Genomic DNA, 22,459 nt, shown 5'->3' on the forward strand with positions numbered 1-22,459 from the left:
CGGTTAGAATACCGGCCTGTCACGCCGGGGGTCGCGGGTTCGAGTCCCGTCCGCTGCGCCATATTCGGTAACCTGGAACACTGAACGCCAGGTCACCACAGAAAGCCCGCTTAATGCGGGCTTTTTGCTGTCTGGCGTTTGGCTTTTCCTTCACTGTAGGAGCGAGCATGCTCGCGATGGACGTCAACGATGACGCGGGATACCTGACACCCCGTGGTGCCCTCCAGTTTTTCGCGAGCGTGCTCGCTCCTACTCCTACATAGCTTGATTACGAGCATGACGGTAATCGCTCACAGCTTCGTAAACGGCTTTGCGCAGTCGGTTGATCCCGCCGATGGGGCGGTGCGCCTCAAGCCCGAACCAAGGGTTGAACGACTGGTTATCGCATTGCAGGTTCAGTGCCGGGGTGTCGAAATCCTGGGCGGGCAGGGTGATCCGCGCCACCGTCTCGAAGGGCGCATCGTTCTCTTGCCATTCAATACTGGTGTCCTCGATCGGCATGTACTTGCCGGGGTCCTGCCGCTGTATCTGCAAGACAAAACACGCGGGCATCCGATCGGTCGATAACTGCTGGTACAGCGCATTTCGCAGAAAATTCGGTAACTCACGGTTCTGCGCGGGCAAGGTGTAGGCCGGGCAGCTACCAGGATCCGGCACGACCCGAAACTTGGCATTGGCCTCACCGAACTTGTAGGGCGAAACCGAAAAGTAAGTGGTGCGCGTCGGGCTTTCCGGGGCGGGGGAGAGTGTCGCCAGGGCGATAATCAGATGGCGGACCTGCCAGGTGCGCGGGTCCCAGCCCGGAAAGAACGCCAGCAATTTTTTGCCATCCGCCTGGGCAGCCACATTCTGACGATACTCGGCGACATCGCTGACAAAGAAGTTCGGATGGCTGAACATCACGAAGTCCTGTTCACCTCGACCCGGTTGATCGTCAAGCAGCTGTTTGCCGGGCACATCGTGCAGCTTGATCGCCATGCCCCGGGCATCGCGGATGCTGTCGAATTGAGGGTAGGCGTTGCCGTTGGACAGGCGCAGGGTCGCCTGCCAGGTTTTGCCTGGCTCGCTGAACACACCCTGACGCAGTTCTGCCGCCAGTTCCGATAACACCTGCACTTCGGCCTTAAAGCAGCCGTGAGCCTTGGCGTGGGCATCGCGCAGGTAGCGTGTGCTTTCACGGTGCTGGTCGACGATACGCACCGCCGTCTGGATGATGTCCTGGGTCATTGCGGCTTCACCGTTGGGGATCAGCTCTTGCGTAGATACCGGTCCACGGTGCTGCCAGGCGAACCATGCCGTGGCCAATGCCCAGCCGAGTAACCCCAGGACCAGCAAACAGAGCAGGGCCTTGCCGAGAAAGGCGCCCAGGCGCATCCAGAGTCGTTTCATGGCAGTTGCGCCTCCAGAGGGCCGCCCAGCACTTTCAAATACTCCAACAACGCCCAGCGCTCTTCGGGTTGCAGCAAGCGTCCGATCACGCCGTTGCCACGCTTGCCGGCGCGGAACTCGTGCCCGCTGTTGTGATTGCCGGTTATGCGCGTGTCGAACACAAAGCCATTGCTAAAGGCTTCGGTGCGATAGCCCAAATGCCGCGGGTCGTACTCGAAGGTGCCTTTGTAGAAGGTGGTGGCGCGTTCGTCCTGGGGCGAAAGCAATTGATAAATGCTCGGCACCGAACCGTTGTGCAGGAACGGCGGCGTCGCCCATACACCCGGCAGGGGCCGGGCCTTGTAGGCGCGCAGTTCCTGGACGCCGATCGGCAGGCCGAAGCCATCCATGTCCGCGCGCTCGGCCGGCGTGACGGCGGCCTCGCGATAGGCGCGGTTGCCGACGAATGCCGTGACATACGCCAGCCCCTTGGCCACCGACAGCTGGCTCAGGTCCAGAGGTTCGGTGGGGGCTGGATGCAGTTGTACGTCCAGGCGCGCCAACTCGGCCGGGTCCCACTGCAAGGCCGTCAGGTCGAAGCGGTGATCGGCGATATTGTTGGCGGCGCCCGGGTCGGTGCCGATTACCTCCACGGGCAGCATTTTCAACTGTTGCACCGGGCGCCCTTCGCTGATGCTGACGCGCGGTACGTGGCAACCGGCGCAGTTCTCTGCGAACAACGCGCGACCTTTGGCGGCCAGCGGCTTGTCCACCGCGCCCAACCATTCTTCCGGCCAGGCCGGCGGCTTGAGTCGTTGCAAGGTTTGTTCGATCAGGTGCAGATCCCGCACCCGGACGCTGGACGGGTATCGATTGTCGTCCTTGAGGGGCTGCCCTTCGGCATCGAAAAAGCTCAGCGTAGCGCCTACTCCCAGGGCTTCACCGATATTGCGCGCCATGGGCTGCTGCGCCGAGCCATTCCACTGCACCCAGTCGAAGGTCCACATGTCCCACAACTGTGGGTAGTCGACGGGGGCATTGGCCACGCGGTAATTGGCGGGGGAAATTGCGTCGCCGAAGCTGGCGTTGGCAATGCGCCCGAACGCGTCGGTACGCCCGGGACCTTCTTCGGTGGGGTAGAGCCCGCGGTGAGTATCGTTCCAGGCCACCTTCAGGAAAGTATCCAGGGAACCCTTGAATGCCTCGCGCAGTGCCTGGTGCCCGGCCTCGTAGTCCGGTCCAAGGACGTTGCGGGCGAAACGTTCGAACTTCCAGGGGTTGTAGTAAGTGGAAGCCAGGCTCGCGACCAGCGCCTGGCCAAAGCTGCCACCCTGCAAGGTGGGTACGCTGGAGGGCAACACATGCTGCGCAGAGCCGCCGTCAATGCGCACGGCTTGCCCGTTCAAGCGCAGTTCACCGGTGTGACAGGCGGCGCAGGTAATATCCAGAAATGTATCCGCGCTGCCGGGATTCTGATGCCGTGCGAAGCCCACGGGCAGGTTGCCGGGGTTGTTCGGCGTGGGTTTCTGCTCGGGGTCGATCAGGAAACCGAAGCGCGCGAGGTACTCCGGCGCGGCGAATCGTTGTTGTGAAAAGGGCAGTTCCAGGGCGGTGAACCAGTCGTAGTGCAAGCCCTTTACCTGAGTGCCCTGGGGCGTGAAATAGTAACGCTGGCGGTCTTCGGCGTTCCATTGCTCCAGGTAATGCACCTGTTGCGCGGCCGCGTGGCGCGGCAGTTTCGGGTTGGCGACGTAGTACAGGACCACGGCCAGGGCGAGGACCACCAAAGCAACAAAAAGAGCCAGTAAGCGGAGCAAAAGGCGCACGTGGACCATCCTTGTCTATTATTGCTACCGTTATGCCTTAGGGCCAGGGATGCGGCAAGGGGCCATTACGCCAGATGTTCAGCCTCCCTGAGTGCAAGATGACGGAAGTTTCATCATCAGCATGGTGAAATGCGTTTAAACACCTGAACTTATCGCCAGTTTGTGGCTCTCATGCCGGTAGCCATTGGTCGTGGCCGCCTGATAAGCTCGCGACTTTACTCGATTGCCCTTTAGGCGCATGAACAAGGAAATAGCATGAAACAGCATCGGTTGGCGGCGGCGGTGGCCCTGGTTAGCCTGGTACTTGCGGGTTGCGATTCGCAAACCAGCGTAGAGCTGAAAACCCCGGCGCAAAAAGCTTCCTACGGAATTGGCCTGAACATGGGCAAGAGCCTGGCTCAGGAAGGCATGGATGATCTGGACTCCAAAGCCGTTGCCCAGGGCATTGAAGATGCGGTCGGCAAGAAAGAACAGAAACTCAAGGATGAAGAATTGGTAGAAGCCTTCGCCGCGCTGCAAAAGCGTGCTGAAGAGCGTATGGCCAAGATGAGTGAAGAGTCGGCAGCTGCCGGCAAGAAATTCCTCGAAGAAAACGCCAAGAAAGCTGGCGTCGTGACTACCGCTTCGGGCCTGCAATATGAAGTGGAAAAGAAAGCCGATGGCGCCCAGCCAAAGCCGACTGACGTAGTGACCGTCCACTACACCGGCAAGCTGACCAATGGCACCGTTTTCGACAGCTCCGTCGAGCGCGGCAGCCCGATCGATTTGCCGGTTAGCGGTGTGATCCCGGGTTGGGTCGAAGGCCTGCAACTGATGCACGTAGGCGAGAAGTACAAGCTGTATATTCCTAGCGAACTGGCTTACGGCGCGCAAAGCCCAAGCCCGGCGATCCCGGCCAACTCGGTGCTGGTGTTCGACCTGGAACTGCTGGGAATCAAGGATCCAGCAAAAGAAGACGCTGCCAAGTAATTCGCGTCTGCTTTAACGACAACGCCTCGCTAATGCGGGGCGTTGTTGCATCTGGCGTTGATTGCACGAACCTGTACACAGGTAAACAAAGCGAACAGTTGCCGTACACTGAAGTCATAGTCAGTGTGGGGGCCGTGCCTAACCTTCGGCAGACCTCCAAGTCAATGAAATATTAGGTTTTTTTAGATGGGTAAAAAACGCCCGATCTAAGTGCAGCCCTTATGCAGCGGGCCTTTCAGCCATGAAAAGTGGCTCTGTTCACAAGGTTATCCACAATTTGTGTGGATAACATTTCTGCCGGAGGCATCATGAAAGCACCCTGGAATTTTGCTCGTTTCCTGCCCTTGGCCGGACGCCTGCTCGCCCGTGGGCGCTTGCCGACCTTACTGTTTGCGGTGGCCAGCAAAAGTGCCAGCCAGGGTAACCGGTTGGGCAAGCTCAAGGATGATCTGCGCCTGTTACAGGCGTTGTGCCTGGCGTACTGGCGTGGCGAATACCGGGCCATCAGTCCCAAGGCGCTGATATCGGTGGTCGCCGGCCTGATGTATTTCCTCAGTCCGGTCGATGCCATTCCGGATTTTCTGCCGCTGTTCGGCATGATCGATGACATCGCCGTGTTGGCCTGGCTGATGAAAGTTCTCGACGATGAACTCAACGCCTTCCGCGCCTGGCGCAAACGCCAGGTCCCGGAAAAGCTCGCGGTGGTCGAGCGATTGCCCGACACCCCTGAACAACTCAAGCTGCAGAAACCGAAAAAAACCTGATTCGATCCCGTCTGTGCTTCATATAGATAGCCCCCGCGACCTTGGCCGCTGTTAGGATTACACTTCTAGGGAAAAGTGCCGACTCGCTAAGTGTTGTTGTCCTACGGGGTAATCATGGATATTCAGATAATTACACGCGAAGGCGAGCCCGAATACGCGGTTCTGCCGTGGGCTCAGTATCAGGCTCTACTGAAAGCAGCAGGCATCAACGAAGCACCGTCACGTGCGGCCCCGACGCCGCTCGCGACAACGCCAGACACCATTCTTCCGGGTCTGGATCAATTACGCAGTTTGCGCGAAGGGAAGGGCATCGCCATCGAGGCGCTCGCCCGCACGGTAGGCATCAGCCCGTCTTACCTGGCCATGATCGAAAGTGGCGAGCGTCTGCCCGACGCCGCGATTCGCCGCAGCCTGGCCTGGGAATTGACGGTGCCAGGGTGGAGGGATGAATCGTGAGCGTACGCATCAGTCGTCAACACTGGGATGGATTGCTGGGCGAGTTGGATCAGGCGCGCCGACAGCGTCACCTCCTGACCTACCGGGCATTGCTGGAGCGATTGCAGCTTCCTACGCCCGCCATGCAAACCCTGACCGCCGCACTTGAACATCTGGCCGCACTGGATGCCAAGGCCGAACAGCCGCTGCGCAGTTCCCTGGTGATCAGCCAGGGTGCCAGCCGCTTGCCGCGTACCGGATTCTTCGAATGCGTCGAGCGCTTGGGGCGCTTCACCGGCCCGTCCGACGGCGTCGCCGCTGCCTCATGGCATGCCTCGGAAGTGGTTCGCGTATTCGAATACGAGTACCCCGAATCGGCGGAAGCCTGAGTGTTCCTGAAGCTCAAGGCGCGGGCCGGCTACTGGCTGGCCCGCCGGTTGTTTCACTGGCCATGGTTCGTGCGCCAGCCTCGCGGCTGGCGCTGGATGGAGGGTCAATTCTCACGCATGGCCAACCTGGGCGATGTCGGCGCGCAGAGTTTCTACGGGCACATCCTGACCTTTCGTGGTGTCGGGCTGGGCGCGCGGGAAGAGGGTATTCGGCTGTTGCGCATGGCCGCACTGGCCGGTGATGGCAAGGCCGCCTACCAAGTGGGTGTGATCAGTCTGGCTGGCAGCCCGAGCAAGGCGCCGGATCCGGCGGAAGCGGCGCGGTTCTGGGCAATGGCGGCCAAGGCCGGACATCCATTGGCCGAGATCAAACTCAAAGAGTTGGCGGCTGGCGGGTCTTCGCAGTAATTCGTTTATTCTTCGATAAGCAAACAAGGGCACCTGCCGCCCGCGTTGTTGAGTTTCAGACAGCGATCACTTGGTAGCCGATCGACGGGGAAGCCCACTTGAGTCTTCACCCTTCGGATCGGCGTGCCAACTCTAGTCACCTAGAGAGGCGACTTAATGTTGTGTTGGATCTCCAGCATCCTGAACGTCACTCTTGCGCCCTCGGTGGGATAGCCGGTGTTGTCCTGCACATACGCCCCTGCTTTGAAATAGAGTGGTTTAGTCTTCCAGCTCGGGTCGATGGTGGTTCTCCAGTTGTTTCCTGCTGCGCTGATGCCCAGTGCGCCCTTCGGGCTGAGGTGGATCTGGTAGGAAAAGTCGCGGTCGAGTGGCACACCCGTCGCAATGTTAATGACCCGGCCCTCTTCATCGTCGGGGTGCATGCGTACCTTGGCGACAATGTTCCCCGTCGAAGCCGACGTTTTGTATTGGTATTCCAGCTTCACCATGGGTTTGTTGCTGTCCTTGTTGTGAATCTGTCCAATCACGATCTTGCCGGTGCTGGGGACCTGATTGACTGTCAGGCTCGCCCGCAGGATGTTATCCGCCGCTGAGTACTGCCAGTTGCGCAGCGTTCCATCACTATAGGTTTCCCGCAACTCGCTGCGCGGATAAATAGCGTTGGCCGTCCTGGAACCGGTCACAGGTGCCCAGAAGGAAAGCGTAGCGGCTTCGGAGCTGAAATACTGGTCCTTGAAGCCTTGCGCCAATCGAGGTGTTTCTATTGTGGCCGGTGGGCTGCCTTCAGGGATGCTTAAATTCCAGGTGGCGAGATCGATCATGTCAATAATCCTGTATGCGGGGGAATGTTGCGGCCACAGTTGCACTCGAACCGACGCTATTGAGCTGTATCAATTGGGCCTGCTGATTAGGAAAATCCGTATGGCGGTAGATTGACGTCAAATGCTCGTCAAGGTGTTTGGTGCAGGCTTTGTGCCTACGGGTTTTACCGTTCGTCGGCTATTTTTGTTTTGGATGGAACTAATCCGCGGTGCGCAGTCGCTGCAGAGAAGGGACCCAGGCCAACACCAGCGTTCAGGTCGGAAGGGACGAGTGCATGCACTGGATGAAGAACACGCGCAGAATCCGGTTCTAAATAACCGGCCGCCGCGCCATAAAGACAGGAGACCGCTCATGAGCCGCCGAAGCAATTTTGCGCTGTTGAGCTTTGATCCGGAGCTTGCGTCGTTGCGCGATGGCCTTTCTGTCGTTCAGCAGATTGACGACACACTCTGGGTTGCGAACGACGAAACCACGAGCCTGGAACGCCTGAAAATCCAGGATGCTGCGCCCGACGGTGTTGTAAGGTGCGACGAGCACCATTCGTTTCCGCTCCTGGACTATCTGGATCTGCCCCTACCGAAACAAGACGCCGAGATCGATATCGAGGGCTTGGCCTATGTTCCTGACAGTGGTTACCTCTGGGTGGTGGGCTCTCATAGCCTGAAGCGCAAGAAGTGCAAGGCCGGCACTTCTGCACAGAAGAATATCAAGCGCCTGTCGACGGTAGAGGCGCATGGCAATCGTTTTCTGCTGGCCCGCATCCCTGTCGTGCAGCAGGACGACAGCTATGTACTCGCCAGGAAAGTGGATGCCGATGGACGTACAGCGGCGCAGCTGCGGGGCAACGAAGTCGGTAACGACCTGACCGCGGCTATTGCTGAAGATCCTCAGCTACGCGACTTCCTGCGTATCCCGGGTAAGGACAACGGCTTCGATATCGAAGGGATGGTGATGATCGGCTCGCGTCTCCTGCTGGGGCTGCGTGGGCCGGTGCTACGCGGCTGGGCCGTGTTGTTGGAGATCGAACCCGAGCTGAACGACGCTTCGTCTGACACCCTGGTGCTAAAGAAGATCGGTCCGGATGGGTGCCGCTACCGCAAGCACTTCTTCGCGCTCAATGGCCTGGGCTTGCGTGACCTGTGCACCCGCGGTGACGATCTGCTGATCCTGGCGGGCCCCACGATGGAGCTGGACGGTCCGGTAACGGTCTTGCGCTGGGGCGGCGGTTTCGCGTCTGACGAGCAAAACGTGGTTTTCGCCGATCAATTGGAGAAGGTGCTGGAGGTGCCTTTCGGGCAAGGCAACGATCACGCTGAAGGCATGTGTCTGTTTGAATCGGGCGGGCAGCCTGGGGAGGTTCTGATGATCGTCTACGACTCTGCGGCGCAGAGTCGTAAACACGGCGATACGGATGTGGAAGGGGACCTGTTCATCCTGGATTAGCCAAGTACATCGACGTCAACGCGGGCGTCACCCATCATTGGCACCGGCTCTTCATCGTCGTGCTGCTGGCAGAGGAATTCGCGTATCGCTTCGGCGGTTCGCCTGGCGCTGGTCACCACGAAAAAATGCCCCTCGCCCTGCAGGGTGCGCAGTTCGGCTCGGCGAATGGTGCGGCGCAGGATGTGCGCGTTGTACAGCCGCACCAGGGTGTCGCGTTCGCCGGTGAGAATCAGCGTGCGCTGTCGCAGACGGAACAGCCGCAACAGGCTGGTCCAGCCGACCAGGGCGGTGAGCTGGTGGTAATAGGTTCGCGGGTTGGCCGTGAGCATGCCCTTTATCACACCGAAGCGCAGCAGTGTCTGCAGTGAATTGCGCGAGCCTTTTTGCGTGTGTTGCCTGGGGCTTTTGCTGCTGGCAAAAAAGTCCAGGATGTCGGCGGGCTTCACCAGCATTGCCGGGCCAGCCGATGTCGCCGCCAGGATCAACCGGCGCACCATCCCCGGGTAACGCAGGGCGAATTCCTGCGCCAATGCACCGCCCCAACTTACGCCGAACACATCGACCTGGTCGATGCCCAATTGCTTGAGCAGCTCGGCGATCAGGTCGGCATGGCGCGGCAGACGCATTGGCCAGCGCGGCATTTGCGATTTGCCGACCCCGGGCACGTCCAGCGTTATGGTCCTGTAGTCCGCCAGTTCATCGCGCAAGGGGTCGAAAGTACGGATCAAACCGCCCAGGCCGTTGAGCAAGAGCAGCGGTGAGCCTTGGCCGCGGATGGAAACGTTCAACTGCAGGTCTTTGATGGTGATTTTTTGCGTGGTCATGGTTTCCCCTTGGGCCTGCCCGCTGTTAAGACAGCGTCTGGGGTGCAGATGATCCCTGGCCGATTAGCCAAGGAAACCATTTCAACATCAACCCTGATGAATTCAATCGGTTGAACGACCTCGTTCTGCGAGGCCGTGGCCAATACGCTGGCCACCTGGCAATTGCCTGCCTCGTCAGAATGGGCTCGCCGTCGGCCGAACGATCAGCTCGCTTACATCCACGTCCGCAGGTTGTTCAATGGCATAGGTAATTGCTCTCGCTATGGCGTCGGCCGAAATCGCGATCTTGCGAAACTCTTTCATCTCTGCGCGCCCCCCTTCATCAGAGATGCTTTCGGCCAGCTCTGATTCAGTGACGCCCGGGGCGATGACGGTAACCCGAATATTGCCGCCCACCTCTTGTCGCAAACCTTCGGAAATGGCCCGGACGGCGTACTTGGTGGCGCAATAAACGGCCGCGGTCGGGCTCACTGCGTAGGCACCAATAGAGGCAATATTGATGATCTGCCCCGTCCGTTGGCGCTGCATCAGCGGTAGCGTGGCAGCGATACCGTGCAGCACTCCGCGAATATTCACGTCAATCATACGGTCCCACTCATCCACCTTGAGTGCCTCGAGTTTGGAAAGAGGCATCACACCCGCGTTATTGACCAGCACATCGACCCGATCGAAACAGGTAACGGCGAAGTCAATGAAGTCCTGGACATCCTTTCTGTCTGTGACGTCCAGGGCACGGAATTCAGCCCTGCCGCCGCAGGCGTTGATATCGCCAGCAATCTTTTCAAGTCGGTCGGTACGACGCGCGCCGAGTACTACTTTCGCGCCTTGGCTAGCCAGCAGTCGCGCGGCAGCCTCTCCGATACCGCTGCTTGCACCGGTAATTGCGATGACTTTGTCCTTGATGTTCAACATGATCGGTTTCCTCTTCTGTTCGCCCAGGAAGCGGGTCTGGAAACAAGGTTAGGGACGGACAACACGTTTCCGTTAGTCAAATACTGCGTACCTTTTGCCTATTTCTGCGGTGAAGCTTTTGCACTAAGGTTCAGCTCACCAGTGCATAGGGCATCTGTTGCCGCGCAGCCTTCAGGGCTCTCGCCCACCAGTTCAGCTGTACCAGCATTCGAGCCATTGGAAGCCTGGCTTGATCAGGCTGACGTAACACTCCATCCCCATCGATTAGCGCCCAAGGATCAGGGAAGGACACGAAATTGCAGATGGGTACTGCGTGCTGTCCGGCCAGTATCTGGCGAAGCTGATCAATCGCACACAGTCCACCCGACGCTGCGCCGTAGCCGATGAATGCCACCGGCCTTGCGTGCCAACGATCCGAAACCCGTTCAATGAATGCTTTCAGCTCGCAGTGATGCACATTGCGGTGTTCCGATGTAATGATCAGGAACGCATCAGCGTCGGCCAAATGACGAAGACTTTCCTGAACGACTGCATTGTCAGACCTGGCCATGAGGTGGGCGGGTTCTACCCACCAGGGTTCGAACTCCGCACGTTGCGCTAGAACATCGGCAACCCAGTTCACCAGCGCAGGCTGTAGTCCTTCTTCATCTTCACCACTGTGAATCAGGACCAGTTTCATCTCGTTATTCATCTCATCCTCCAGACTTGGTATCCAAGTGGTGGCACGTCATTTGCTGAATTTCACCTGCGCCTTTCAGGCTCTGGATTAGAGTATGAGCGGGAGCGCGGCAGATATAGCCGGTTCTGGGGCATACAACTTGTGACGTGAATTCATATGAGACGGTTGGACATAAACTGCTTCGCCGAAATGAACGTGTTCGTCAGGGTCGTTGAAGATGGCGGCTACACGGCTGCCGCCAGGCACTGTGCGATGACCCCATCAGCGGTCAGTAAGCTGGTTTCAAGGCTGGAAAACCGCTTGGGGACGCGTCTGCTCAATCGCTCGACAAGACGGCAGTTGCTCACCCCTGAAGGGGCCGCGTTCTATGAGCGCAGCCTGACTATCCTGGCCGCGCTCGATGAGGCGGAGCAGGAGGCGGCGGCAAGCAGCGCACCTCAGGGAACAGTGCGGGTCAACTGCAATGTCGACATCGGGCGTTTGTACCTGCTGCCCCTGTTGAAGACTTTCTTGCGAGACCACCCAGGGGTATCAGTGGAGGTTTTCCTCAGCGACGAAGTCGTCGATCTGATCAGCGCACGCGCTGACGTGGCCATCCGCAGCGGCCCGCTCAAAAGCTCCAATCTGGTGGCCAGGCGCTTGGGCGAGACGCGAACTCTCATCGTGGCATCACCGGACTATCTGGCAGCACGCGGCCTACCAAAAACTCCGGCCGATCTCGTAGACCACAACTGTCTGGGGTTCACTTTTGGCCAACCCATGATGGAGTGGAACTTCATGGGCGATGACGGCCTACCTGTTCCGGTATCCGTGACCGGCAATGCACGGGTCAGTGACGGCAATGGAGTACGGGAACTTGCAATCCTCGGGCTCGGCCTTGCGCGCGTAGGATTTTGCCAGGTCGAGCACGATCTTGCGGATGGCCGGCTTCTCCCGGTATTACAGGACTTCATGCCCATTGCGAAAACTGAAGTGCATGCGGTTTACGTAGGGCAGGGAGGAAAGTTGCCCACACGCGTCAGAGTCTTCATGGATTTTCTGGCGGCAAACCTCACGATCCACTAATCGCGAACTTGTAGGGCATGTCACGCTTGGCGGAAAGCGCTGGGCGTGACACCCACCTCACGACGAAAAACCTGGGAGAAATGGCTGGGGCTGGAATAACCCACTTCCAATCCAACATCAATAATGCTGCGATCGGTCTCAAGCAGCAGATGGCGGGCGCGACTCATGCGCAGACGGATGAAGTACTGCGATGGCGCCAGCCCGGTGGCGCGTTTGAACATCCGACTGAAGTGATACTCGCTCAGTTCGGCGATATCAGCCAAGTGCGCAAGGCGGAATTCATCGGCCAGATGCTCGTTCATCGCATCGATGACGCGTCGCAACTTGTAAGCCTGTAGTGCATTACTGCGTCGGGGAGCGCTGTGCAGATCGAGATAACGGCGTATCAGGTGAACGGTCAGCGCCTGAGCCAGGCTGTGTACGAACAACAGGCTGGGCTCAGGTTCCTCGATCAACTCCAGGCGCAACTGATCAAGCATGAAATTCACGCGCTCATCCCGGGCACCGGAGACATCGAGGAAAGTCACCGAAGCAGTGTGCTCGCCCAGAAGATCACGGGCAGCCTGGTCGATCAGTGGAAGGCCGAGGTAGAGATGCATCACTTCGAAGGTGTCACCCCCGATTGTCTGCCAGCGCATCTCGTAAGGCTCGCTTGTATTGGTGAGAAAGAAGTCGCCAGCCTGCACCTGGACGGCTGTCCATGCGCCACCGAGGGAGCGTTCTTCGACCCTGGCCGTTCCAGCCAGGACCAATACCAGCAGAGGCTCCACCACGGCAGGCACCAGGATCGGCTCGACGGTGCTCTGATGGCTGAACAACTGCACCACCACATCCGGCATCTGCGGGAGCCGCGGCACCACCTGCGGTGTTCCCGGCAGATGGCGTGGCATCGATTCGGCCGTGATGCGCTGTGCATCGAGCGGCGTCAGGTCTTCATAGTCGTGCGGATGCACTGGCGGCTCCATCGAAAAAGCTGGGGGCGGTATTAACGTTAGCGCAAAACTCCGACAGCTTCGGCAAGCCTGCGAAAGCTCAATCCAGCCCATTGCGAGACAGTGAAGCCGTCGATAACGACAGCGCCTCACGGGCGCTGAGCCGCTGAATATCTCGGTGGCTTGCAATGCAGGAGAGCACCATGACTGAGATCAACCACAGCATCCCCAACGAAGTCGAAGGCAAAGTCGCGCTGGTCACCGGCGCTGCCAGTGGCATCGGCAAGGCTATCGCACTGTTGCTGCATGCGCGCGGCGCCAAGGTCATCGCTGAAGACCGCAATCCCAGCGTCGAAGAACTCGCCCGCCCCGGGTTAGTGCCACTGGTGGCCGATATCACCGAAGACGGCGTCGCCGAGCGCGCAGTCGGATTGGCCGTCGAGACGTTCGGTCGGCTGGACATTCTGGTCAACAACGCCGGGATCATCATCAACAAGTTGGTCATCGACATGACCCGCGAAGACTGGGAGCGCATCCAGGCGGTCAACGCAACCGCGGCCTTCCTGCATTGCCGCGAAGCGGTCAAGGCGATGATGCCCAATAAATCGGGAGCGATAGTCAACATTGCCTCTTACGCAGCCTATTTCGCATTCCCAACCATTGCCGCTTACACCGCATCAAAAGGCGCACTGGCCCAGTTGACCCGCACGCTGGCGCTCGAGGTAATCGAGCATGGCATTCGAGTCAATGCCATCGGCGTCGGCGACGTGGTGACCAACATCCTCAACGACGTGGTTGACGACGGTCCCGGCTTCCTGGCCCGGCATGGCGAAGCCGCTCCCATTGGCCGTGCCGCGCAGCCTGAGGAAATCGCCGAAGTGGTGGCATTTCTCGCCTCGGACCGCGCGAGCTTCATCGTCGGCTCCGTGGTCATGGCCGACGGTGGCATGACTGTCACCGCTGGTTGATGGGGTGACCTGACAGTCTGAGCACTGAAGCAATGAGCAGCCTGCGCAGGTCATGGTGACCAAGCATGCTGGTAAATCCGCTGAACTCGTGGTCAGGTCAACTGCAGACGGCTGGTCAAGTGGAGTGCGATGGCGCCATCAACCATTCACTCCCTCGCCCCGTCCCCTCCAGGCTATCCATCACATGCACGCTATACCCCGGCACATCCTTGGCGTGATGCTTGGCCTGCGAGGCCATTTCCGCCAACCGGCTGGCATCGAGATGTGCGCAGGCCTGTGGGTGTAGATGCACCACGCCGACCGACAGTGACAACAATGGGAATTCCTGGCGCGTGCCCTGGCGGTTGGGGGCGATGAAGCAGCCGGCTTCCAGGTGTTCGCTGCGGTAGAAACGTCGGCACTGACCCTGGAAGTCCTCCAGCAGTTGGTTCAAGCGCTTGCGCCAGTCGTCCGGGCCCAGCACCAGCAGGAAGTCATCGCCGCCAATGTGGCCGACGAAATCTCGGGACGGATCGATGCGATCATTCAGGCATTGCGCCAGGCACAACAGCACTTCATCGCCACGGCCGTAGCCGTAGATGTCGTTGAAGGGTTTGAAGCTGTCGATGTCCACGTAGCAGATCAGCGATTCGCGTTGCTGTTGCAGCAGGCGGGTCAGGCATTGCTGGATGGGTACGTTGCCCGGCAGCAGGGTCAGGGGGTTGGCGTAGCGCGCTTGCTGGATTTTCAGTTCGGTGATCAGCTTGAGCACGTCGATCACCCGGCCCAGGCCCAGGTAATTGCCATCGAGGGTGATGATGAAGTCTTCTTCGATGCGTTGCCGGGCGCGGCTGGTGATCAACCGGCTGACTTGCTGCAGCGACTGGCCCAGCTCGACGGCGAGGAAGTCGTCGCTCATCAGGCGGCTGATCGGTTTGCGGGCGAACAGGTCGGTGGCAAACGGCTTGAGCAGGGCATCCGAAAGCGAATGGCGATGGACGATACCGCAAGGCTGGCCTTGTTCATCCAGCACCGCCAGCGAGTTCAGGTTGGCCTGGCGACGGAAGGCTTCGAGCACGGTGGCGGTCGGGGTGTGGCGGGCCACCGCGGGCTGGTCGTTGAGCAGGGCACTCAGGTCGCTGCCGTCTTCGCCCAGCGCCACGGCGCTGCTGTCGCGCCTGGGCATCAAGGTGCGGGCATCGCGCGGTGGATGTTCCTGTGGCCGGCAGAGAAGATAGCCCTGGACCAGGTCGACGCCCATTTCGGTCAGTACCGCCAGTTCTTCCGGCAATTCGATGCCTTCGGCGATCACCTGTGCCCGCGAGGCGTTGGCAATTTGCAGGATCGAGCCAACGAACTCGCGCTTGAGGGCATCCAGGTGAATGCCGTCGATGAAATGTCGGTCGATCTTCACGTAGTCGGGACGTAGTTCGGACCACAGGCGCAAGCTGGAGTAACCCGCGCCCAGATCGTCCAGCGCAATGGAAAACCCCATGGCCCGGTAATGATGCAGGGCGGTGTGCAGCAGCTGGAAGTCGTCGGTGGGGGTCTGCTCGGTGAGTTCGATGACCACCTGGTTCGGTTTAATGCCGAAATCCTGCAGCAACTGCAAGGTGCGACCGGGCTGGTGGGCGGCTTCGAGCAAGGATTCCGGGGAGACGTTGAGGAACAGTTTGCCGGGTAGCTGTTGTTCGTTGAAGCGCCGGCACGCGCTCTGTCGGCAGGCGATTTCCAGTTCGCTGAGGCGACCCGCCTGGCGGGCGACGGCGAACAGGGCGACAGGAGAGTGCAACGGACTATTGGAGGGGCCGCGGCTCAGGGCTTCGTAGCCCAGGATGCGTCGCTCGGAGAGGCTGATGATGGGTTGGAACAGGCTGTGCAAACCGCTTTGAGCCAGGATTGAACTCAAGGCACTCAGCTGTTCGGTTGTGGTCATGGCGATCTCTGGCGAAAAAAAAGGACCGGGCGTGCTCTTGGTTAAAAGAGGCGCTACCGGTCCGTTATTTCACGACAGAATGATGACTATTTGATGACGCTCCGGGGAGCGTCAGCATTAAATTGCCATCAGCTTAGTGCTTGGCTACCGCTGTATTGAGCTTCAAGTAATCCAGCAGGATGCGCCCGGTCTCGCTCAGGTAGGCGTCGTCTTCCGGCTTGGTCTTGTCGTCCTCGGCCGCGATAGCGTCTTCGTCTTCTTTCTTCAGCTCCTTGAGCGGCTCTTCGCCCTTGGCCTTGCGGCGGATATTCTCCATGGCAAGCTGCTTGGCTTCGATATCGGCGTGCTGGGCACGACGCTCGGCCTCATTGAGGCTGACGGTTTTTTCCGTCATCAGTTTTTGCGCCAGGGCCAGTTTGTCACGGATGAACACGAACTCCGCGTCCTTGGCCGTGCGTACGTCATGCTCGGACTTGAGCTGGGTGATGTACGGTTTGAACGGGTCGACCGCAGGCTTGATCGCCGCACGGATGGTGTCCCACGGCATGGCTTCGGGCAGGGCGCTTTCGCCGATTTCCTTGGTATCGATGATCGACGGGTAATCGATGTCCGGCAGTACGCCCTGATGCTGGGTGCTCTGTCCGGAAACCCGGTAGAACTTGGCCAGGGTCAGCTTGAGCTCACCATGGTTCAGCGGCTGGATGGTCTGCACGGTGCCTTTGCCGAAGGTCTGGCCGCCGATGATCAGTGCGCGGTGGTAGTCCTGCATGGCGCCAGCGAAAATTTCCGAAGCCGAGGCGGACAGGCGGTTGACCAGCAACGCCATCGGGCCTTTGTAGAAGGCGCCCGGGTTTTCATCTTCCAGGACGTCGACACGGCCATCGGCGTTACGCACGAGTACGGTCGGACCTTTGTCGATGAACAGGCTGGTCAGCTCGGTGGCTTCCTGCAAGGAGCCACCGCCGTTGTTGCGCAGGTCGATGACCACGCCGTCAACCTTGTCCTTTTGCAACTCGGTCAGCAGCTTCTTGACGTCGCGGGTGGTGCTCTTGTAATCCGGATCGCCGGCACGGAACGCCTTGAAGTCCAGGTAGAAAGCCGGGATCTCGATGACGCCGAGCTTGTAGTCCTTGCCATCCTGCTTGAGATTGAGCACCGACTTCTTCACCGCCTGGTCTTCGAGCTTCACCGCTTCGCGAGTGATCGGCACGATCTTGCTGGTCTGGTCGTTCGGTGCATTGCTGGCCGGAATCACTTCCAGGCGCACGATGGTGCCTTTGGGGCCGCGGATCAGCTTGACCACTTCGTCCAGGCGCCAGCCGACCACGTCGACCATCTCTTTGTTGCCCTGGGCAACGCCGATGATCTTGTCGGCCGGTGCGACTTGCTTGGTCTTGTCCGCCGGGCCCGCAGGCACCAGGCGCACGACCTTGACTTGATCGTTATCGCTCTGCAATACGGCGCCGATGCCCTCCAGGGACAGGCTCATGTTGATGTCGAAGTTTTCCGCGTTATCCGGCGACAGATAGTTGGTGTGCGGGTCGTAGGACATGGCGAAGGTGTTGATGTACGCCTGGAAGATGTCTTCCGCGCGGGTCTGGTCCAGGCGCGCCAGCTGGTTCTTGTAGCGCTTGGTCAGGGTTTCCTGGATTTGCTTGGAATCCTTGCCGGCGATCTTCTGCCGCAGCACTTCGTCCTTGACGCGTTTGCGCCACAGGTCGTCGAGTTCCGCGGTGGATTTGAGCCAAGGGGCATCCTTGCGGTCGATCAGCAAGGTTTCCTTGCTGGTGAAGTCGATCTTGTCGACGCCTTTGTTCAGCTCGGCAAGGGCAAAGTCCAGGCGCGATTTGACGCGGTCCAGGTAGCGCTTGTAGATGGTGAACCCGGCGTTGAGGTCGCCGCTCTTGAGGAAGTCGTCGAACTGGGTCTTCCACTTGTCGAATTCGGCGATGTCGCTGGCCATGAAGTAGCTGCGCGACGGGTCGAGCAATTTCAGGTAGCTGTCGTAGATGATCACCGAGCGCGCGTCATCGAGCGGCGGCTTGCTGTAGTGGTGGCGCTTGAGCAACTCCACGACGTTCAGACTGGCGATGACTTCGTCACGGTCGGGCTGAAGCTTGTCCCAGCTGTTGGCTGCGAAAGTATTGCCGGACATCGGCAGCAGGCCGATACCGATGAAAAGGGCGAGGGCAGTGCTGGGGAACAAACGCTTCATGTTGATTCGACGCGGGGACAATTGATAACGCATATTAGGCCGTCTTTGAAGTCGCCGGTTCCACATGGGCCGGTCGCATAATGCAAAAAGCCCGGTGCTACAAGCTTCGGGCTCAGTCCAGACTCACTATGGAGGCACTGTGAAAGCATTGCAAGGCGTTGACGGTCAAGTGGTGTGGGTTGAAGAGCCCAGTCCTGCGTGTGATGTAGGGCAAGTTCGTATTCGAGTGGCGGCAGCAGGTCTCAATCGTGCCGACTTGTTGCAGAAGGCCGGTCTTTATCCGCCACCGCCGGGTGCCAGCCAAGTGCTTGGTCTAGAGTGTTCGGGGGTGATCAGCGAGGTCGGACCGGGATCGTCCTGGCAGGTGGGCGATCGGGTTTGCGCCTTGCTGGCCGGGGGCGGGATGGCCCAGGAGGTGGTGGTCGACGGGCGGCACGTGTTGCCGGTTCCCGACGAAATGTCGTTGGCGGAAGCGGCCGCGTTGCCGGAAGTCTACGCAACCGTCTGGTTGAACTTGTTTCAGCTTGCGCATCTCAAGCCCGGTGAAAAAGTGCTGTTGCACGCCGGAGCGAGTGGAATCGGTTCAGCTGCCATTCAGCTGTGCAAGGCGTTCGGCAATCCGTGCTGGGTCAGTGTCGGCTCTGCTGAGCGCCTGGCCTATTGCGAAGCGCTCGGCGCTCAGGGCGGTGTGGTGCGCACTGATGAACTGGACAGCCTGCGCGACTTGGGGCCATTCGACGTCGTCCTCGATCCGGTGGGCGGCAACTACGCAGCGTTGAACCTGAAACTGATGGCGACTGATGGCCGTTGGGTGCTGATCGGTCTGATGGGCGGCCGCGAGGCCACGCTCGACCTGGCGCAGGTGCTGGCCAAGCGTGTGCAGTTGCTGGGCTCGACCCTGCGCAGCCGCGATGATCAGTTCAAGGCGGATCTGTTCAGCGATCTGCGCCAGCACGTCTGGCCGCTGTTTGCGGATAAACGCTTGAGCCCGCAACTGGCCAAGGCTTTCCCGATCAAGGACGCCGAAGCGGCGTTTGCCGAGTTGGCGAGTAACAAGGTGGCGGGGAAGTTGGTGTTGGTGATTGACGAAAGCCTGCTCTGATACCGATCGTTCCTACGCTCTGCGTGGGAATGCCTCGTCGGACGCTCCGCGTTCGGCTCTGGGACGCTCTGCGTCCCGGGCTGCATTCCCACGCGGAGCGTGGGAATGATCAGGGCGAGGTACTATTTCCAGGTGTGGATTGGCCAGCCGGCCTTTTGCGCCTGCTCAAGCAACACCGGGTCGGGGTTCACCACGTGCGGGTAATCGACCTTCAGCAACAACGGCAAATCATTGCGTGAGTCCGAGTAGAAACTCGCGCCTTCCAGGTTTTCCTCTTCGGCATCCAGCCACTCCAGCAACCGGGTGATCTTGCCTTCGCGGTAGGTCAGGGTGCCGACGGTCTTGCCGGTATAGGCCCCGTGTGCCACTTCCAGTTCGATACCCAGGATTTCATCGATGCCCAGGCGTTCGGCAATCGGCTTGACCAAATGGACGCCCGAGGCCGAGATCACCAGGATCCGGTCGCCGGCCTTGCGGTGGGCGGCGATGGTTTTGGTGGCGTCGCTGAAGATGATCGGTTCGATAAAGTCTTCCACCCAAGGGCCGACCAAGTGCTCGACTTCTGCGGGAGTTCGGCCGATCAAGGGTTCCAGGCTGAAGGCCATGTAGTCCTCCATGGCCAGGTGCCCCCTGCCGTAGGCGTCCATCAATTCCTTGTCGCGACGCAGGAAGGATTCGCCGTCGACCCAGCCGAGGCGGACCATTTGTTCGCTCCACAACGAGGCGCAGTCGCCGTGGATCAGGGTTTCGTCCAGATCAAAAATTGCCAGGGCCATCAGTGCAGTTCTCTCTTCAACTTCAGCAAGGGCATCAGGCTACCTCACGCAGGGCCGTCGGATCGATGGAAAGCGCCAGGCGCTGACCATCGGGATGCAGGTCGGACGCCGAGCGGTTGAGCACATCCACCACCAGTTCCACGCCGCGGGCTTCGATCCGGTAGCGAATCACGTTGCCCAGCAGGCTGTGGCTGCGCACCTGGGCGTCGAGATCGCCGTCGAGGCTCAGTTCGATGGCCTCCGGGCGAATGGCGATGCGGTGCTTGATCGGCCGTTGCAACAGCTTCGACGCGCTGTCGGCGTCCAGCAAATTGTAGTTGCCGATGAAACCGGCGGCGAAAACGTCCACCGGTGCGGTGTAAAGGGTTTCAGCGTCACCGCTTTGTACGATCTTTCCCTGGTTCATCAGGAAAATGCGGTCGGACATCGTCAGCGCTTCTTCCTGATCGTGAGTGACGAAGATGGTGGTCAGGCCCAGTTCGCGCTGGATCTGACGGATTTGTTCGCGCAGGTGCTTGCGAATCCGCGCATCCAGGGCTGACAGCGGTTCGTCCAGCAGCAACAGCCTGGGCCGGGTTACCAGCGAACGGGCGAGGGCGACGCGCTGGCATTGGCCGCCGGACAACTGATGCGGATAACGGGCGGCAAAATCTTGCAGCTCCACCAGTTTCAATACTTCTGCGACACGCTTCTGGCTGTCGTCAGCGTTGACTTTCTGCATGCGTAAACCGAAGGCGACATTCTGCTCAACGGTCATGTTGGGGAACAGCGCGTAACTCTGGAACACCATGCCGATCCCGCGTTTTTGCGGGCTTAACGGCACGATATCGACGCCATCGAGCAGGATCTTGCCGCCATCGACCGATGTCAGCCCGGCGATGCAGCGCAGCAACGTGGACTTGCCGCAACCGGACGGGCCCAGCAGGGTTACGAACTCGCCTTTCTGGATTTCGCAGTTGATGTCGCTGAATACTGTGGTGCCCGAGTAGTTTTTCTGCAGATGTTGGACGCTGACATAGCTCATTCGCTTTTGTCCCTGTTCAAGATATTGGCAATCCAGGTCAAGACCAGCACAAAGAGGAAGTAGGAAATCACCAGCGCACTGGTGAAGTGACCGCTACTGTTGCGCATGTTGTTGAGATAAACCTGCAGGGTTTCGTAGCGAGTGCCGACGAGGATGTTGGCGAACACGAACTCACCGAACAGGAACGAGAACGACAGCAGCAGCGCCACCATCAAGCCTTTGCGCAGGTTCGGCAGCACCACCAGGAATGCAGCCTGGAAGGTGCTCGCGCCGAGCAACTGGGCGGCGTCCATCAGGTCGCGCAGGTTGATTGCTTGCAGGTTGTTGGTGATGGCGCGGTACATGAACGGCAGCGCTACGGTGAAATAACAGCCGATCAGGATCCATGGCGTGCCGACCATCGCAAACGGCCCGGAGCCATAGAGCTGCAAAAGCCCCACCGATGACACCACGGGCGGTACGGCAAAGGGCAGCAGGATCAGGATGTTCATCAGCGCATCGAGTTTGGGGAAGTGGTAATGCACCACGAACAGCAGCGGCAGGATCAGCACGACCGCCAGGATCAGCGCACCGACACAAACCAGCAGTGACTGGCCGAAAGCGCTCAGGAAGCGCGGATCGCTCCACAGCTGCGCATACCATTTGATACTGAAACCGCTGGGTAGAATGGTGGCCGACCAACTGCTGGAAATCGAATAGACAAAGGTGCCGATCAGCGGCAGCAGCATGATTGCAAACAGCAGGTAGACCACCACCCGATGGTAGATGCCGGCAGCCCCTAATTCAGCGCGAGACATGGTAGCTCCTCTTCAACAGCAGTTGATGGACGATGGTCACCAGGGTCATCAATGCCACCAGCACCACGGCCAGGGCACTGGCCAGGTTCGGGTCCAGGGAAATATCGCCCGACACCATCGCGGCGATCCGGATCGTCAGCACGTTGAAGTTGCCGGTAGTCAGGGCGTACACCGTGGCGTAGGCGCCGAGGGCGTTGGCCAGCAGGATCACGAAGGTGCCGAGCAGGGCCGGAGTCAGCACCGGCAGGCCGATGTGGCGCCAGAACTGCCAGCCGTTGGCACCGAGCAACGCGGCGGATTCGCGCCAGTCTTCGCGCAGCGCATCGAAGGCGGGGTACAGCAGCAACACGCCCAGGGGAATCTGGAAGTAGGTGTAGAGAATGATCAGCCCGGTTTTCGAGTACAGGTTGAAGTCCTGAATGATCCCGGCCTGCTTGAGCATGATGGTGAAGCTGCCGTTGAAGCCCAGCAAAATGATGAAGGCGAACGCCAACGGTACCCCGGAGAAGTTACTGGTCATGTTGGCAAAGGCATTGACGAAATTACGCAGTCTGGAGTCGACGCGGCGCAAGGAATAGGCGCCAAGTACGGCAATGATGATGCCGAACACGCTGGACCAGAAACTGATTTCGAGGCTGTACCGGATCGCCTGCAGGTAGAATTTCGAGTTGAAGATTTTGGTGAAATTGGCCAGGCCCCAGCCGAACTCTTCCGATTGCAGGCTGTTGATCATCACCCAGAACAGCGGCGCGAGTTGGAACACGAAGAAAAACAGCGCGAAAGGTATCAGGCAAAGGGCTGCCAGCCATTTGCCGCGGGTCATGGC

The 22,459-nt window shown here is 59.5% G+C and carries 22 protein-coding genes; 9 read left to right on the forward strand and 13 right to left on the reverse strand.

Going from position 1 to position 22,459, the window contains the following annotated elements:
• Window positions 1–255: 255 nt before the first annotated feature.
• The gene (locus AC3WWR_RS19975) at window positions 256–1,389 is read right to left on the reverse strand and encodes a catalase family protein (RefSeq protein ID WP_033043082.1); all 1,134 of its coding nucleotides are present in this window, start codon (window positions 1,387–1,389) and stop codon (window positions 256–258) included.
• Window positions 1,386–3,194 carry a di-heme-cytochrome C peroxidase gene (locus AC3WWR_RS19980; protein ID WP_020796774.1) on the reverse strand — a complete coding sequence of 603 codons (1,809 nt, stop codon included), beginning with the start codon at window positions 3,192–3,194 and terminating at the stop codon, window positions 1,386–1,388. The genes AC3WWR_RS19975 and AC3WWR_RS19980 overlap by 4 nt, the downstream gene beginning before the upstream one ends.
• A 255-nt stretch (window positions 3,195–3,449) precedes the next feature.
• Here AC3WWR_RS19980 and bamJ point away from each other — a divergent pair, with 255 nt between their 5' ends.
• The 5 genes from bamJ to AC3WWR_RS20005 all read left to right on the forward strand — a co-directional run bounded on the left by bamJ (window position 3,450) and on the right by AC3WWR_RS20005 (window position 6,159).
• On the forward strand, window positions 3,450–4,163 hold the full coding sequence (gene bamJ, locus AC3WWR_RS19985) for a BamJ family beta-barrel-assembly machinery protein (protein ID WP_020796775.1): 714 nt from the start codon (window positions 3,450–3,452) through the stop codon (window positions 4,161–4,163).
• Between the two features lie 308 nt (window positions 4,164–4,471).
• Complete coding sequence (locus AC3WWR_RS19990) at window positions 4,472–4,927, forward strand: YkvA family protein (RefSeq protein ID WP_020796776.1); 456 nt, start codon at window positions 4,472–4,474, stop codon at window positions 4,925–4,927.
• Window positions 4,928–5,041: 114 nt separating this feature from the next.
• Window positions 5,042–5,383 carry a helix-turn-helix domain-containing protein gene (locus AC3WWR_RS19995; RefSeq protein ID WP_033043089.1) on the forward strand — a complete coding sequence of 114 codons (342 nt, stop codon included), beginning with the start codon at window positions 5,042–5,044 and terminating at the stop codon, window positions 5,381–5,383.
• Window positions 5,380–5,751 carry a hypothetical protein gene (locus AC3WWR_RS20000; RefSeq protein ID WP_020796778.1) on the forward strand — a complete coding sequence of 124 codons (372 nt, stop codon included), beginning with the start codon at window positions 5,380–5,382 and terminating at the stop codon, window positions 5,749–5,751. The genes AC3WWR_RS19995 and AC3WWR_RS20000 overlap by 4 nt, the downstream gene beginning before the upstream one ends.
• The gene (locus AC3WWR_RS20005; RefSeq protein ID WP_083349628.1) at window positions 5,752–6,159 is read left to right on the forward strand and encodes an SEL1-like repeat protein; all 408 of its coding nucleotides are present in this window, start codon (window positions 5,752–5,754) and stop codon (window positions 6,157–6,159) included.
• Window positions 6,160–6,299: 140 nt separating this feature from the next.
• Here AC3WWR_RS20005 and AC3WWR_RS20010 read toward each other — a convergent pair whose 3' ends face one another.
• The gene (locus AC3WWR_RS20010; RefSeq protein ID WP_083349627.1) at window positions 6,300–6,980 is read right to left on the reverse strand and encodes a polysaccharide lyase family 7 protein; all 681 of its coding nucleotides are present in this window, start codon (window positions 6,978–6,980) and stop codon (window positions 6,300–6,302) included.
• Between the two features lie 352 nt (window positions 6,981–7,332).
• Between AC3WWR_RS20010 and AC3WWR_RS20015 the strand changes: the two genes are divergently transcribed.
• Window positions 7,333–8,424, forward strand: a complete 1,092-nt coding sequence (locus AC3WWR_RS20015; protein ID WP_020796781.1) for a DUF3616 domain-containing protein — start codon at window positions 7,333–7,335, stop codon at window positions 8,422–8,424.
• On the opposite strand, the gene AC3WWR_RS20020 is transcribed toward AC3WWR_RS20015, so the two are convergent.
• From AC3WWR_RS20020 to AC3WWR_RS20030, 3 genes are all read right to left on the reverse strand, one after another.
• Complete coding sequence (locus AC3WWR_RS20020) at window positions 8,421–9,248, reverse strand: alpha/beta fold hydrolase (RefSeq protein WP_454866233.1); 828 nt, start codon at window positions 9,246–9,248, stop codon at window positions 8,421–8,423. The genes AC3WWR_RS20015 and AC3WWR_RS20020 overlap by 4 nt on opposite strands.
• Before the next feature lie 174 nt (window positions 9,249–9,422).
• A complete protein-coding gene (locus tag AC3WWR_RS20025) occupies window positions 9,423–10,160 on the reverse strand; it encodes an SDR family oxidoreductase (RefSeq protein WP_020796783.1) in 738 nt (245 codons plus the stop codon).
• Window positions 10,161–10,290: 130 nt separating this feature from the next.
• Window positions 10,291–10,851, reverse strand: a complete 561-nt coding sequence (locus AC3WWR_RS20030; RefSeq protein WP_020796784.1) for an NADPH-dependent FMN reductase — start codon at window positions 10,849–10,851, stop codon at window positions 10,291–10,293.
• A gap of 144 nt (window positions 10,852–10,995) precedes the next feature.
• Here AC3WWR_RS20030 and AC3WWR_RS20035 point away from each other — a divergent pair, with 144 nt between their 5' ends.
• Entirely contained in the window at window positions 10,996–11,904 is a 909-nt protein-coding gene (locus AC3WWR_RS20035) for a LysR family transcriptional regulator (protein ID WP_033043076.1), read from the forward strand.
• A 20-nt stretch (window positions 11,905–11,924) separates the two neighbouring features.
• On the opposite strand, the gene AC3WWR_RS20040 is transcribed toward AC3WWR_RS20035, so the two are convergent.
• Entirely contained in the window at window positions 11,925–12,794 is an 870-nt protein-coding gene (locus tag AC3WWR_RS20040) for a helix-turn-helix domain-containing protein (RefSeq protein WP_492599000.1), read from the reverse strand.
• Window positions 12,795–13,039: 245 nt separating this feature from the next.
• Between AC3WWR_RS20040 and AC3WWR_RS20045 the strand changes: the two genes are divergently transcribed.
• Window positions 13,040–13,804, forward strand: coding sequence for an SDR family NAD(P)-dependent oxidoreductase (locus AC3WWR_RS20045; RefSeq protein WP_020796787.1), 765 nt, complete (start codon window positions 13,040–13,042; stop codon window positions 13,802–13,804).
• Window positions 13,805–13,919: 115 nt separating this feature from the next.
• Here the strand turns inward: AC3WWR_RS20045 and AC3WWR_RS20050 are convergent, their stop codons facing one another.
• Window positions 13,920–15,719: a bifunctional diguanylate cyclase/phosphodiesterase gene (locus AC3WWR_RS20050; protein WP_020796788.1), complete on the reverse strand. Its 1,800-nt coding sequence runs from the start codon at window positions 15,717–15,719 to the stop codon at window positions 13,920–13,922.
• A 133-nt stretch (window positions 15,720–15,852) separates the two neighbouring features.
• Window positions 15,853–17,934 (reverse strand): carboxy terminal-processing peptidase, encoded by a 2,082-nt coding sequence (locus AC3WWR_RS20055; protein WP_162276367.1) that lies wholly within the window; start codon window positions 17,932–17,934, stop codon window positions 15,853–15,855.
• A 139-nt stretch (window positions 17,935–18,073) separates the two neighbouring features.
• Between AC3WWR_RS20055 and AC3WWR_RS20060 the strand changes: the two genes are divergently transcribed.
• The gene (locus AC3WWR_RS20060; RefSeq protein WP_020796790.1) at window positions 18,074–19,036 is read left to right on the forward strand and encodes a zinc-binding dehydrogenase; all 963 of its coding nucleotides are present in this window, start codon (window positions 18,074–18,076) and stop codon (window positions 19,034–19,036) included.
• 122 nt (window positions 19,037–19,158) lie between these two features.
• Here the strand turns inward: AC3WWR_RS20060 and AC3WWR_RS20065 are convergent, their stop codons facing one another.
• The 4 genes from AC3WWR_RS20065 to AC3WWR_RS20080 are packed head-to-tail and all read right to left on the reverse strand — an operon-like array spanning window position 19,159 to window position 22,456.
• The gene (locus AC3WWR_RS20065; protein WP_020796791.1) at window positions 19,159–19,812 is read right to left on the reverse strand and encodes an HAD family hydrolase; all 654 of its coding nucleotides are present in this window, start codon (window positions 19,810–19,812) and stop codon (window positions 19,159–19,161) included.
• Window positions 19,813–19,846: 34 nt separating this feature from the next.
• On the reverse strand, window positions 19,847–20,836 hold the full coding sequence (locus tag AC3WWR_RS20070; RefSeq protein ID WP_020796792.1) for an ABC transporter ATP-binding protein: 990 nt from the start codon (window positions 20,834–20,836) through the stop codon (window positions 19,847–19,849).
• Window positions 20,833–21,633: an ABC transporter permease gene (locus AC3WWR_RS20075; RefSeq protein ID WP_020796793.1), complete on the reverse strand. Its 801-nt coding sequence runs from the start codon at window positions 21,631–21,633 to the stop codon at window positions 20,833–20,835. The genes AC3WWR_RS20070 and AC3WWR_RS20075 overlap by 4 nt, the downstream gene beginning before the upstream one ends.
• On the reverse strand, window positions 21,620–22,456 hold the full coding sequence (locus tag AC3WWR_RS20080) for an ABC transporter permease (protein WP_179057481.1): 837 nt from the start codon (window positions 22,454–22,456) through the stop codon (window positions 21,620–21,622). The genes AC3WWR_RS20075 and AC3WWR_RS20080 overlap by 14 nt, the downstream gene beginning before the upstream one ends.
• Between the last annotated feature and the right edge of the window lie 3 nt (window positions 22,457–22,459).

The sequence above is a fragment of the Pseudomonas sp. EB271-G4-1 genome, from assembly GCF_058791355.1.